We start from the raw sequence: 13,503 nt of genomic DNA, 5'->3' as shown, positions 1-13,503 counted from the left end.
GGTGGGAGGGCGGCGACGGGGAGCGCCGCCCTCCCACCGGCGGACGGAGAGGGTCACTTCTTCCGCAACCGGCGGACGAACCAGCCCGCGAGGACCACGAGGGCCACCGGCAGGGCGCGCGGCCCGATGAAGCGGACGACCGCGCCCAGCACCCGCATCAGCCGGGCGAACGCGAACGACTGCAGCACCTTCCCGACGACGGGGGCTCGCAGGCCCTTCATCACCGTTTCCTGAGCCGCTTTCTTCGGCGCGTTCTTCAGCGTGCCGGCGGATTGTGCGACCTTCTTGTCCGGACGGGACTCAGTGGCCTTGTGCACCGCAGCACCGGCAATGTTCTTGCGCATGGAGCGCCTCTCCTTTTCGGGGGACAACCGTTACGTAACACCGTCGTACCCGCACAGCGTGACCTATTCCTCCGCAGGTCGCCGTACTGCAGATATTCGTTGACGCGCCGTGTCCGGCGATGCGCTCGCCGTGATTCGCCGACGGTCGGCGGCCAATGCGAATGTGTCGCCTTTTCTCGGGTAAGCAACCCGGTCAAAGCAAGCAAAGACGCAGGGATTCGAACGAGAGGGTACGAAGATGGCCGAGCGGCCGGGGAACTTTCTGGTGAAACATGCGACGGGCATCGCCAAGCCCGTGACGAAGCAGATCGAGAGCACCGTCAAGACGGTCGCCAAGGAGGCCCGACGCGGCGGTGGTCTGGGGCCGAAGGTCGCGTCCGGCGCGGCCAAGTCCATCGGCAAGGCCGGTGGGACGTCGGCGAAGGCGGCGGTCGCCGGAGGGGTCGCCGCGTTGAAGGAGGTCGGTGGGCAGGTGCTCGGCAAGAAGGACAAGAACGGCAAGGACGGTTCCGCCAAGGTGAAGGTCACCAACATCATCGAAGAGATCGACATCGGTGCGCCCCGGCGGCTGGTCTACGACCGGTGGACGCGGTTCCAGGACTTCCCGACGTTCATGAAGAAGGTCGAGAGCACGGACCAGCTCGGCGACGAGAAGCTGCGCTGGAAGGCGAAGATCTTCTGGTCCACCCGCACGTGGGAGTCGACCATCGTCGAGCAGGTCCCCGACGAGCGGATCGTCTGGCGCTCCACCGGTCAGAAGGGCTACGTGGACGGGGCGGTGACCTTCCACGAGCTGGCCTCGGACCTGACCCGGGTGCTGCTCGTCCTCGAGTACCACCCCCAGGGCTTCATGGAGAAGACCGGCAATCTCTGGCGCGCGCAGGGACGGCGGGCCCGGCTCGAGCTCAAGCACTTCCGGCGGCACGTGATGTCGCAGGCGCTGCTCCACCCGGATGATGACACCGAGGGCTGGCGTGGCGAGATCCACGACGGTGAGGTGGCCAAGTCCGGCGACGAGAAGTCATCGTCCGCGAAGTCGTCGGCCAAGTCGTCCGAGACCAAGTCGTCCGCGAGCTCGTCCGGGACGAAGTCGTCGGCCAAGTCGTCCGGGACCAAGTCCTCGGGCACCCGGCGGTCCTCCGGTAACGGGCGGTCCTCCGGCGCCAAGAAGTCCTCGGCGTCCGGACGCTCCTCCGGCGGCTCCTCCTCTTCCGGTTCCGGCTCCTCCTCGGGCACGCGGCGGTCGACGGCCAAGCAGACCGCCGGCGCCAAGGACGAGTAGGGAATCCGCCGCGCGCCGCGGGTCAGCCGCCGCGTACCCGCAGCGCGCGGCGCAGGTCGTCGAGTTCGTCGTCGAGCGCCCGGCGCAGCGCGGTCGTCAGGTCCGCGTGCTCCAGGCACTCCTCGGCGGCTCGTACGGTGGCCGGCGTCGCGGCGTGGGCGGGGAACAGCTCCCGGCCGAGCGCCCTGGCCACCGCTGGACCGCGCCGGCCCGCCGCCGGCACGTCCGCGAAGTAGCGATCGACGAATCCGGCGGTGAGCTCCGCCTGCGCCGGCCGCCAGAAGCCCTGGGCGGTCGCGGTCAGCAGGCGGTTGGACAGGGCGCCGTCGGTGAAGAGCCGCAGCCACGCCGCTTCCTTGGCCGCCGGGTCGGGGAGCGCGGCCCGGCACCGGGCGGCGCCCTCCTGGCCCGTGGCGCTGGGATCGCGGGCGACCTCGGCCCCGATGTCGGACTCGCCCGCCGCCCCGTGCGCGGACAGCTGCGCCAGCACGCTCCAGCGCAGGTCCGGGTCGAGCGCGGGGCCGTCCGGGACGCGCCCGCCCCGCAGCCACTCCCGGAGCTCGGCGAGCGCCTCCGGGGTCTCGGCGCAGTGGATGAGCTCCCGGACGGCGGCGAGGCGCAGGGTCGGCGCGGAGCCGTCCGCCGTGCGCGCGAGGATCTCCCGGCAGGTGCCGGCGAGGGCCGCCACGGCCGCCGGACGCGCGGCGGGCGGCGTGTAGCGGTCGGCGACCTGCCGCCGGCCGAAGGCGAGCATGGCCTCGACGACACTGACGTCCGGTTCGGCGGGCAGGTGGGCTTCGACCAGGGCCAGGAACTCGGCGGCGGGCAGCTCGCCGTCCCGCACCATGTCGCGCGCGGTGTCCCAGATGACGGCGCGGGTGAGGCCGTCGTCGATCGTGTTCAGGGCCTCGGCGGCCGCCTGCCGGGACCGCTCGTCCAGCCGGAGCTTGGCGTAGCTGAGGTCGCCGTCGTCCAGCACGATGAGGTCGGGCCGGGGCGCCCCGGTCAGGCGTTCCAGCGGCACGCGGGCGGTGCCGTCCGCCTCCGCGTCCGCGGGCAGGTCGATCGGGAAGCGCTCCCGCGGCGTCAGCCGCCGGCCGCCCTCGGCACGGTCGACCAGGTCGTACGTCGCGGCCGTGATCCGGTGCGGGCGCAGCGCCGACGGATCGCCCGGCGTCCCCGTGTGGACGACGGTCGCGGACGTCAGCGTGCCGTCCGCCTCGGTGAGCTCCAGGCGGAGCGTGTCCACCCCGCTCGTGCGCAGCCAGCGTTCGGCCCAGCCGTGCACGTCCCGGCCGCTCGCGGCGGTGAGGGCGTCCAGCAGGTCGGCCATGGCGGCGTTGCCGAAGCGGTGCTCGGCGAAGTAGGCGTTGATCCCGGCGAAGAACGCGTCGGGACCGAGCCAGGCGACCAGTTGCCGCAGCACGGACGCGCCCTTGGAGTAGGAGATCCCGTCGAAGTTCGTCTGCGCGGCGGCGGTGTCGTCGATGCCCTCAGCCGCGACGGGATGCGTCGAGCGGCGCTGGTCGGCGTCGTAGCCGCCCGGCTTGCGGGCGATCGTGAACCCGGTCCAGGCGGTGGTGAAGCGGGTCGCCTCGGTCACGACCTGGTAGCCCATGTACTCGGCGAACGACTCGTTGAGCCACAGGTCGTCCCACCAGCGCATCGTGACGAGGTTTCCGAACCACATGTGCGCCATCTCGTGCGCGATGACGATGGCGCGGGTCTCCCGCTCGGCGTCGGTGACGGCGGAGCGGAAGAGGAACTCGTCGCGGAAGGTGACGCAGCCGGGGTTCTCCATCGCGCCGAAGTTCAGTTCGGGCACGAAGACCTGGTCGTACTTCCCGAACGGGTACCGGTCCGCGAACAGCTCGTGGTACCGGTCCATGGAGCGCCGGGTGAGCTCGAGGATCTCCTCGGCGTCCAGGTACGGAGCCAGGGAACGCCGGCAGTGGACGCCGAGCGGGACCCCGTCGTGCTCCGCGTGGACCGAGTGGAGGGGGCCGCCGACGACGGCGGCGAGGTAGGTGCTGATCGGCACGGTCGGGGCGAAGCGCCAGCGGCCGTCCTCGTCCTTCGCGCCCGCGACGTTGCTCAGCACCGTCCAGTGCGGCGGAGCGGTGACGGCGAACTCGATCGGCGCCTTCAGGTCGGGCTGGTCGAAGCAGGCGAACAGCCGCGAGGCGTCGTCCGGAGCGCACTGGGACGCGACGTACGCCTCGCCGTCGGCCGGGTCGGTGAACCGGTGCAGGCCCTCGCCGGTCCGGGAGTACGGCATGTCGGCCTCGACGCGCAGCTCGTTGTCGGCCGCCAGGCCGGCGAGCGGCAGCCGGCCGTCCCGCAGGGACGCCGGATCGAGCTCCCGTCCGTTCAGCACGGCCCGGTGCAGGCGCGCGGGCCGGACCTCGGCGAAGGTCTCGCTGCCGGGCTCCGCGCCGAAGCGGACGACGGTGTCGGAGTGGAACACCTCGTCCCCACGCGTCAGATCGAGGTGGATCGAGTAGGTGCGGACGTCCAGCAGACGGGCGCGCGCCTGCGCCTCCGCGCGGGTTAGAGCCGACATGCGGCAATAGTGCCGTATCGCGGCGGTAGGCGGGTCACCGGAGATCCTCCGAGTCGCTTCCGGAACCCGCCGACGGCGGCGGCGAGACCATGATCCCCGCGAGGAGAGCGGCCCGGCCGGCGAGACCGGCCACGCTGATCGCCTCGTCCGCGGCGTGCGCCCCCCGGCCCGGCGGGCCGAATCCGTCCAGCGTGGGCAGCCCGCGCGATCCGGGCAGGTTCGTGTCCCCGGCACCGGCGGCGGGCCGGCCGGTGATCCGCTGGCCCAGCAGCCCCCCGATGCCGGCGATGTGGTCGAGCAGCGGATCCACGGACCGCTCCGGCCAGGTCGGCCGCGCGGACAGCACGGACGCCTCGACGGTGGCGCCCGCCCGTACGGGGCGCAGCGCGGCCAGGGCGCCCAGCACCGTACGCTCGGCGGCCGCCGAGGCGAACCGCAGGCCGATCTCGGCGGACGCCTCGCCGGCGACGACGTTGGCGCGCCGGCCGCCCTCGATCCGCCCGACGTTGCAGAGGGTGGTGCCGTCGGCCGGCACGACGCCGCGGACCACGGCGAGCTGGTCGATGAGCTCGTCGATGGCGGACACGCCCTTGCCGGGGTCGAGTGCGGCGTGCGCCTCGCGGCCGCGGACGCCCAGCCGGACGCGGACGCTGCCCCGGCGCGCGTTCTTCAGCGCGCCGTCCGGGTGCGGCGACTCCAGGCCGAGCACCGCCACCGCGCCGTCGAGGTGACGTTCGACGACGGCGCTTCCCGTGGGACTGCCGACCTCCTCGTCGGCGACGACGACCAGGCGCACCTGCCGGGTGGGCGCCGTCCCAGCGGCGCGCAGCGCGCGCAGCGCCATCTCGACGGCGACCAGGCCGCCCTTCATGTCGTACGTCCCGGGGCCGGTGATCGTCGTGCCGTCGTCGGTGTACGGCATGGTGTCGAGCCGCCCCACCGGCCAGACGGTGTCGTAGTGGCCGACGAGGAGCAGGTGCGGGCCCTCCTGCGGGCCGAACCGCGACACCAGGTGCTCGCCCTCGCGGGCCACGGTGCCGCCGGCCTCCCGGTGGCCGGCCTCGATCAGCCCGGCGCAGCGGGCCAGCGCGGCGGAGTCGCCGGACGGCGACTCGGCCAGCGCGTACTCCCGGAGCCGCCGGCGCCCGAAGTCGAGCAGCCGGGCGGTCTCGTCGGCCAGGGCGGTGGCCAGGTCGGGGGTCATCTCACCTCCCGTGAGCGGCCCGTCGATAATGGATGAAGTCAGGAAGCCGCAGGTGGCAGCCCTGCACTGAGCGTACCCGTGAGCACATCTTGCCGCCCCTCTCGCCGCAGTTGACGGTACGGCCGCTCACCACCTCCGCCGAGATGCGGGCCGGGGTGGAGGTGTACCGCGCCGCCTTCGCGCTGACCCCCACGGATCCGGCCGTCAGCCCCCGCCTGCTCGCCGCGCTGCAGCGCAACGCCGGCTCGGTGATCGGGGCCTTCGCCGGAGACGAGCTGGTCGGGTTCACGTACGGCTTCCTGGGCTCGGAGGGCGGGACCGTCTACCACTACTCGCAGGTGGCGGCGGTCCGGCCGGACTGGCAGCGGCGCGGCGTGGGGCGGGCGCTGAAGTTCAGCCAGCGCGACTACGTCCTGTCCGGCGGCGTCACCCGGATGCGCTGGGCGTTCGACCCGGTCCGCACCCACAACGCCCACTTCAACCTCGACGTCCTCGGCGCGACGGGCCGCTGGTTCGAACGGGATTTCTACGGCGTCGAGGACATCGGACGTGATCCGGGCATGCGCACCGACCGGCTGATCGTCGAGTGGGACCTGCTCCGGCCGGCCGGGCCGCCCGCCCCGACGCCCGCGGACACCGGCTGGGGAGAGGCTCGCCGGGAGGGCGAGGACGTGCTGCTGGGGGCACCCCGTGACTGGGACGCCCTGGTCGCCCGGGACCGCGAGACATCGTTGCGGGTCCGGGACGACCTCGCCGCCGGGCTACGGTGGCTGATCGACGAGGGCTACGTCGCGACCTCCTGCAACACGTGCTCGGCGGACACGGCGGTCTACCGCTTCCGGCCCGCGGACCGGGCGGGGCCGGACGGCTCGGAGGAAGGGTGAGACATCGTGCCGAAGGTGTCGAAGATCGAGGTGTTCCGGGTGAGCCTGCCGCTCGTGCGCGTCTTCGAGACCAGCTCACACCGCAAGGCGTACCTGGAGCACATTCTCGTCCGGGTGCAGGACGGTGACGGAGCGGTCGGGTGGGGGGAGATCGCGTCGCCGAGCGACCCGTACTACTGCCCGGAGACCGTGGAGGACTGCCTGCTCATGGTCGACCGGTACCTCGCGCCCGCCCTCCTTTCCGCGGACTGGGCGCACCCCGCCGACGTCGGCGCCGCCTGGGCGCGGATCCGCGGCCACGAGTTCGCCAAGGCGGGCGTGGAGATGGCCTGCTGGGACCTGTGGTGCCGGGCGACGGACCTGCCGCTGGCGCGGGCGCTCGGCGGGACCAGGCCGGCGATCGAGGCGGGCGTCAGTCTCGGCATCGAGCGGACGGTCGACGACCTGCTGGCCCAGGTCGACCGGTACGCCGCCGAGGGCTACCGCAGGATCAAACTGAAGATCGCGCCGGGGTGGGACGTCGAACCCGTGCGCGCGGTCCGCACGGCACGGCCCGGACTGCCCCTGCACGTCGACGCCAACGGCGCGTACACCGAGGACCAGGGCACGGTGTTCACCGAACTCGACGACTTCGGCCTGACGATGATCGAACAGCCGTACGCCCCCGGCGCGCTCGCCGCGCACGCCCGGCTGCAGGCCCGGATCGCCACCCCGCTGTGCCTGGACGAGTCGGTGGAGGACCTGGACCGGCTCGACACGGCGATCACCCTCGAGGCCGGCCGGATCCTCAACATCAAGGTCTCGCGGATGGGCGGGCTCGCGCCGGCCCGCGCCGCGCACGACCGCGCCGTCGCGGCCGGCTGGCAGGTCTGGTGCGGCGGCATGCACGAGTTCGGCGTCGGGCGCGCAGCCAACGTGGCGATCGCGTCACTGCCCGGGTTCACCCTGCCGAGCGACGTGTCCGGCTCGGACAAGTACTACGAGCGCGACGTCGTCGAGCCGCCGATCCGGGCCGTCGACGGGCTCGTCCCGGTGCCGCCGGGCCCCGGCCTGGGCCACGAGGTGGACGAGGATCTGGTGCGTCGTCTCGCGTCCGCCGCAATGGCATGGTGAAACGTTGTTAAATTCTCTCTCCGCGGGGGATCGACCCGTCGGATCACGCACGGGAGGTTTCTGGTGGACTTCGACGACGATGCCGGGCTCGACGCGTCCCAGGTCGAGGACGCCCGCGGCATGCCCTTCGGAGGCATGGCCATCGGCGGTGGCGCGATCGGGCTGATCGCCCTGGTCGCCGCCGTGCTCTTCGGGGTCAACCCGGGCAACATCCTCGGTGGCGGCGGCAGCGGCAGCGGCAGTAGCGGCGGCGCGCCGACCGCGGGCAGCCTGTCGTCGAAGTGCCGTACGGGCGCCGACGCCGACCAGTCCGACGACTGCCGGATCGTCGGCGTCGTCAACAGCGTCCAGGCGTACTGGAAGAAGGAGTTCACCGCCCGGGACAAGACCTACACGGTGGCGCGCACCCGGTTGTTCAGCGGCTCGACGGCCACGGCGTGCGGCACCGCCAGCTCGGCGGTCGGCCCCTTCTACTGCCCCGGCGACAAGCGGGTCTACCTCGACTTGGGCTTCTTCCAGGAACTGCACGACAAGTTCGGGGCCAAGGGCGGGCCCTTCGCGCAGGCGTACGTCGTCGCGCACGAGTACGGCCACCACGTGCAGGACCTGCTCGGCACCATGGACCGGGTCGGGAACGACCGCCACGGCGCGACCAGCGCCTCGGTCCGCCTGGAGCTGCAGGCGGACTGTTACGCCGGTGTGTGGGCCAAGCACGCCGTGCAGACCGGCTTCTTCAGCAAGCCGTTCACCGACGGCGACATCGCCGAGGCCCTCGACGCCGCCGGGGCGGTCGGCGACGACCGCATCCAGCAGCGGGCGCGGGGACGCGTCGACCCGGAGAGCTTCACCCACGGCACGGCCGCGCAGCGCCGGCACTGGTTCTCCACCGGGTACGACACCGGCGAGCCGCCGCGCTGCGACACCTTCTCCGGAGGCATCTGAGACCTCAGGCGCCACCTGGCACCCGACCACGCGAGCCCCGGCACCGGCCGGGGCTCGCGGCGTTCCGCTGATCTTCGCGATCTCCGGACCCGAGTGGCGGGTCGCCGGAAGGGTGCCGATGATAGAGAGGAGCCGCAGAGAGAGGACGTCCACGTGCCGCAGGATCCGCCCGAGGAAGAGCACGCCCGCCTGTCACTGCCGCAGCTTCGCCTGGACGATCTCCTCGGCGAGCTGCAGTCCCGGCTGGACGCCGTCCTGGCCACGCGGGACCGGGTGCACGCGCTGCTCGAGGCGGTCGTGTCGATCGGCAGTGACCTGGAGCTGGAGACGGTCCTGCGCCGCATCGTCGAGGCCGCGACCACGCTCGTGGAGGCCCGGTACGGCGCGCTCGGCGTCATCGGCGACGGCGGCCGGCTCGTGCAGTTCATCACCGTCGGGGTCGGCGAGGAGGAGATCGCCGAGATCGGCCACTGGCCCCACGGCGAGGGCATCCTCGGCCTGTTGATCAAGGAGCCGCACCCCTTGCGGCTGCCGGACCTGGCCGCGCACCCGGAGTCGGCCGGCTTTCCGGCCGGCCACCCGCCGATGCGCCGTTTCCTGGGCGTGCCGATCCGGGTCCGCGAGGAGATCTTCGGCAACCTGTACCTCACCGAGAAGGCCGGCGGCGGGGAGTTCGACGAGGACGACGAGAGCGTGGTGACCGCGCTCGCCACCGCGGCCGGCGTCGCGATCGAGAACGCCCGGCTCTACCAGGAGGCCCGGCGCCGGGAGCGGTGGCTGCAGGCGTCGGCGGAGGTGTCGACGACGCTGCTGTCCGGCACGGAGGCCGGCGACGTGATCGAGCTCGTGGCCGAGCGCGCCCGTGAGATCTGCGACGCGGACATGGCCATGGTCGCGCTCGTCGCGGGCGGCGAGCTGATCGTCGAGACGGTCGCCGGTGAGCACGCCGAGGAGCTGCACGGTCTCCGGGTCCCGATCGAGGAGTCCCTGGCCGGCGGGGTGTTCCGCAGCGGTGAGCCGCTCGTGCTCGCCGACGCGAGCGGCGCGGAGCACCGCCTCGGCGTCCCCGAGGCGGTGCCGATCGGCCCCGCGCTCATCGTGCCGCTGGGCGTGGGCAGCGGCGCCCGGGGGGTGCTGTCCGTGGCGAACGCCCCCGGCAAGCCCGTCTTCGGCGAACCGGCGCGCCGGCTGCTGGAGCCGTTCGCGGCCCAGGCCGCCGTCGGGCTGGAGCTGGCGGGCCGCCGCCGGGACGCGGAGCGTCTCGTCGTGCTGGAGGACCGCGACCGGATCGCCAAGGACCTGCACGACACGGTCATCCAGCGGCTGTTCGCGACCGCCATGACGCTGATGAGCGCAATCAAGATCACCGAGAAGCCGGAGGTCGCCCACCGCGTACAGCGGGCGGTCGACGACCTCGACAACACGATCCGGCAGATCCGCTCGACGATCTTCGCGTTGCAGAGCACGATGGAGCAGACCCTCCGGACGCGCGTGCACGGCATCATCGACAGCGCCGCCGAGACCCTGGGCTTCGCCCCCGCCGTCCGGCTGGACGGCCTGCTGGACATCGTGGTCGACGAGGCGACGGGGGACCAGGTCATCGCGGTTCTGCAGGAGGCGCTGTCGAACGCCGCGCGGCATTCCGGGGCCCGGCACGTCGGCGTCTCCCTCATGGTGGGAGACGAACTCGTGCTGCGCGTCGAGGACGACGGCGTCGGCGTCCCCGAGGACGGCCGACGCAGCGGCCTGCGGAACATGGCCGAACGCGCCCAGTCCCTCGGCGGCACCTTCGAGATCCGCTCCCGCGACGGCGGCGGCACCGTCCTGGACTGGCGGGTCCCCCCGGCGGCGGCGCACCAGTAGGCGGCCCTTTTCCGATCGGCGACGCGGCCGTGCGCGGCACCGCGTCGGCCGGACCTTCGCGGAAAGTAGTCGCGGAACCACAGCGGGCTGCGATCATGGTCGCAACGGGACACCCGGTCAGGGGAGCGGACCCGACTCGTCGGAAAGGACAACTGAATGCCGCGTACTCTCCGCGCCGCCGGCTGCGCCATCGCCCTGGCGGGCGCGACGCTGGCGGCCACCCCCGGATCGGCGCGGGCAGCCGATCCGCTGCCCCCGGGACACTGGTCGACCACCTGGCAGGACGACTTCGACGGCTCCGCGCTGGACGGGTCGAAGTGGACCACCTGGAGCGCGTCGTACTCCGACGCCTGCCGGGGGAACAAGCCCGATCACAAGCTCGAGTACAACCTGCCCGGGAACCTGTCCGTCGGGAAGGGCCGACTGACGATCACGGCGCGGCGGCAGTCGCACACCTCGCCGGGCGGCACGTCGTACGACTGGACGTCGGGTCTCATCGCGACCGGGGACTCGTGCGGCCACGATCCCTCGGCGGGCGCCTTCGTCAGGCAGGGGGACTACATCCAGATCCACACCAGGCTCCCGGGCCGGCTCGGCATGTGGCCGGCGTTCTGGACCTGGAACGCGGGCGGCAACGAGGTGGACGTCTTCGAGTACCACCCGGACCACCCCGGACTGCTGGAGCTGACCAATCACACCGGAGGCGGCGCCGCCGAGTACTACGAGACCGGGTCCGACGTGTCGGCCGGCTGGCACCACCTCGGCGCCTACCTCGGCGCGTCGAGCGTGGACTGGTACTACGACGGCAGGCTCGTCTACTCCGACGGGCGCGGCTTCGCCAGTGACGGCGCGTACCTGATCGTGGACCTGGCCGTCGCCGACGGGGCCTACCACGACGCGCCGCCCCCGGACGTGGACTCGGCTCAGCTGCTGGTGGACTCGGTGAAGGTGTTCCGCCGCTCCTGATCATCTCGAACCCCGACGGACCGACGGGGCCCAGACGTTCCTCGTTGCAAAGCGCCTTTGCAAAAAACCTTTGCAAAGGCGCTTTGCGAAAGCTTATGATCAACGGGTGGCAGATCGTCCCCCCGCTCAGCAGATCACCGACGTCGCGGCGATCCGACTGCTCGCGCATCCACTCCGGCGCAGGATCGAGGAGTGCCTGCGTGAGGGGCCGGTGAACTCCGCGACCCTCGCCCGGTCACTCGGCGAGAGCACCGGAGCGACCAGCTACCACCTCAGGCAGCTCGCCAGGCACGGCTTCATCGAAGAGGTGCCGGAGCTGTCCACGGGACGGCAACGCTGGTGGCGCGCCGTGCCCGCTGATCGCCGGTTCCCGCCGTACAGCCGTCAGACACCGGAGGTGCGTGAGGCGCTCTCGGAGATGATGCGGCACAACGTCGCCGAAGTCGTCGAGCTGGTCTCCCGCTTCACCGCCGACCCCGAGGCGCTGGGCGAGTGGGCGGATGCGTTCTTGTTCTCCCGCGCCACCCTTCGTCTCACCCTCGATGAGGCGAAGGAGTTCTTCGAGGAGTACATCGCGCTGATCTACCGCTTCTCCCGATCGACGGAGGAGATGCCTCCCGGCGCACGCCCGGTGCACGTCCGGCTGCTCGGCGTCCCCGAGGCGGCCGCCGCCGAACCCGGGTCGGGCTCCGCGGAGTGACCCGGGTCGCCGAGCCTGCACGCTCGGCGACCCGGTGAGCGGAACCCGTGTCACCACGCCCTCGCGGGCGTGTCTTCGCGTACACGCGTCCCAGAGAAAGGAGAGCACGTCGTGCTGCTCTCGTTCAAATCGCGCGGATCCCGGCGTGCGGCCGGGTGGGCGATCGGCCTGCTGGCGTCGCCGCTCTTCGCGTTCATGCCGACGCCGGCGACGGCGGCCCCCGCCTCGCACGACGCCGCGGCACCGCGTTCCGCCGGCGATGACCTGACCCGCACCGATGTCTCCTTCCGCGGCGGGGGCGGCCTGACCCTGCACGGGACGGTCGTCGCGCCGATCAGGAGTACGGGCCGCGTTCCGGGCATCGTCCTGGTGGGCGGATCCGGTCCGGGGCCGCGGCAGGAGTACGCGCAGGAGGCCGAGGCGTTCGCCCGCGCCGGGATCGCCGCGCTCGTGTACGACAAGCGGACGATCGGCTATTCCAAGATGCACCGCGACTTCTCCCTCCTGGCCGCCGACGCGCTCGCCGGCGTACGGACCCTCCAGGCCAGTCCCGGCGTGGACCCGGCGAAGGTCGGCCTGTGGGGTTTCAGCGAGGGCGGCTGGGTCGCGCCATTGGCCGCGTCGCGATCCTCGGACGTCGCGTTCCTGATCACGATCGGCGGTCCCGGCTACACGCCGCTGCGCACGCAGACCTGGAACCTCGCCGTCCATCTGCGCCATGACCACGTCTCCGGATCCCTGCTCGACACGATCGCCGGCCCAGCGGCGAACCTCGTCGATGGGGCGGGCCTGTTCCCCGCGGCCGGGTACGACCCGGTGCCCGTGCTCGAACGCCTTCGGCAGCCGGTGCTCGCGCTGTGGGGCGAGCACGACACCCAGGTGCCGCCGCGCGAGAGCGCGCAGATCTTCGAACGCGTCCTCGCCCGCGCCGGGAACGACCACGTGACCGTCCGGTTCGTCGCCGACGCGGGCCACAACGGTCACCGTACGGACGACGGGTTCGAGAATCTCGGCGGCCCGCTGTGGGGTGGCCATCCACTGGGCGCCCTCGCTCCCGGCTACGCGGCCACGATGACGGCGTGGATCCACCAGGTCGCCGCCGGCCGTCCGCTCCTGTCCAGCGCCGCCGCGCCCCCACGACAGGCGCTCACCAGCCGTGCGCCGTCGAACGGCGCCTGGTACGAGGCCAACGGCCTTCAGTGGGCCGCGATCGCGTTCTTCCTGCTGGTGTTCGCCGGATATCCGGTCACCGGGATCGTGGGCCGGATCACCGGGCGCTCCGCGGCGGCCCCGGCCCGCCGTCCGGCCCGCCTGCTGGCGGCGGCGGGCCTGATGGCCGTCGCCGGAACGCTGCTGTTCGCGCTCTCGGTCTTCGCGACGAGCGGACAGTTCATCGGCCCGGTCCTCGCCGGTCGCCCGCTCCCGTGGCTGATCCTCCAGCTCCTCGCCGTCATCGTCGCCGTCGCCACGGTCGTCACCGCGGTCTCCGCCTGGCGGAACCGGCGTACGCCTGTGACAGGTGGTCGCGTCCGCGTCGCCGCGCTGGTGGCGGCAGGAGCGATCTTCATCCCATGGGCGGCCTGCTGGGGGCTCCTCGCCTGGTGAGGAACGGCCACGCCGGTGTCCGATGGCCGCGCCGCGG

Annotated in this window: 11 protein-coding genes; 8 read left to right on the top strand and 3 right to left on the bottom strand. The window is 72.6% G+C overall.

The window, feature by feature from the left end; translation table 11 throughout:
• Positions 1-53 precede the first annotated feature (53 nt).
• Positions 54-344, bottom strand: coding sequence for a hypothetical protein (locus AB0K82_RS21165; RefSeq protein WP_364399202.1), 291 nt, complete (start codon positions 342-344; stop codon positions 54-56).
• Between the two features lie 265 nt (positions 345-609).
• On the opposite strand from AB0K82_RS21165, the gene AB0K82_RS21160 reads away from it, so the two are divergent.
• On the top strand, positions 610-1,626 hold the full coding sequence (locus tag AB0K82_RS21160; RefSeq protein WP_364399200.1) for an SRPBCC family protein: 1,017 nt from the start codon (positions 610-612) through the stop codon (positions 1,624-1,626).
• 22 nt (positions 1,627-1,648) lie between these two features.
• Here AB0K82_RS21160 and pepN read toward each other — a convergent pair whose 3' ends face one another.
• Complete coding sequence (gene pepN / locus AB0K82_RS21155; protein ID WP_364399198.1) at positions 1,649-4,189, bottom strand: aminopeptidase N; 2,541 nt, start codon at positions 4,187-4,189, stop codon at positions 1,649-1,651.
• A gap of 34 nt (positions 4,190-4,223) precedes the next feature.
• A complete protein-coding gene (locus tag AB0K82_RS21150) occupies positions 4,224-5,393 on the bottom strand; it encodes a M20/M25/M40 family metallo-hydrolase (protein WP_364399196.1) in 1,170 nt (389 codons plus the stop codon).
• 89 nt (positions 5,394-5,482) lie between these two features.
• On the opposite strand from AB0K82_RS21150, the gene AB0K82_RS21145 reads away from it, so the two are divergent.
• From AB0K82_RS21145 to AB0K82_RS21115, 7 genes are all read left to right on the top strand, one after another.
• On the top strand, positions 5,483-6,277 hold the full coding sequence (locus AB0K82_RS21145; protein WP_364399194.1) for a GNAT family N-acetyltransferase: 795 nt from the start codon (positions 5,483-5,485) through the stop codon (positions 6,275-6,277).
• 6 nt (positions 6,278-6,283) lie between these two features.
• The gene (gene menC, locus AB0K82_RS21140; protein WP_364399192.1) at positions 6,284-7,390 is read left to right on the top strand and encodes an o-succinylbenzoate synthase; all 1,107 of its coding nucleotides are present in this window, start codon (positions 6,284-6,286) and stop codon (positions 7,388-7,390) included.
• Between the two features lie 63 nt (positions 7,391-7,453).
• Entirely contained in the window at positions 7,454-8,332 is an 879-nt protein-coding gene (locus AB0K82_RS21135) for a neutral zinc metallopeptidase (protein WP_364399190.1), read from the top strand.
• Positions 8,333-8,485: 153 nt separating this feature from the next.
• Positions 8,486-10,195 carry a GAF domain-containing protein gene (locus AB0K82_RS21130; protein ID WP_364399188.1) on the top strand — a complete coding sequence of 570 codons (1,710 nt, stop codon included), beginning with the start codon at positions 8,486-8,488 and terminating at the stop codon, positions 10,193-10,195.
• A 156-nt stretch (positions 10,196-10,351) separates the two neighbouring features.
• The gene (locus tag AB0K82_RS21125; RefSeq protein WP_364399186.1) at positions 10,352-11,161 is read left to right on the top strand and encodes a hypothetical protein; all 810 of its coding nucleotides are present in this window, start codon (positions 10,352-10,354) and stop codon (positions 11,159-11,161) included.
• Positions 11,162-11,267: 106 nt separating this feature from the next.
• Entirely contained in the window at positions 11,268-11,861 is a 594-nt protein-coding gene (locus AB0K82_RS21120) for a helix-turn-helix domain-containing protein (RefSeq protein WP_364399184.1), read from the top strand.
• A 111-nt stretch (positions 11,862-11,972) separates the two neighbouring features.
• On the top strand, positions 11,973-13,466 hold the full coding sequence (locus AB0K82_RS21115; protein ID WP_364399182.1) for a prolyl oligopeptidase family serine peptidase: 1,494 nt from the start codon (positions 11,973-11,975) through the stop codon (positions 13,464-13,466).
• Positions 13,467-13,503 lie beyond the last annotated feature (37 nt).

This window comes from Actinoallomurus sp. NPDC052274 (assembly GCF_040679475.1).
Lineage (GTDB): Bacteria > Actinomycetota > Actinomycetes > Streptosporangiales > Streptosporangiaceae > Actinoallomurus > Actinoallomurus liliacearum.
This window is presented reverse-complemented; position numbering and strand designations above follow the sequence as displayed.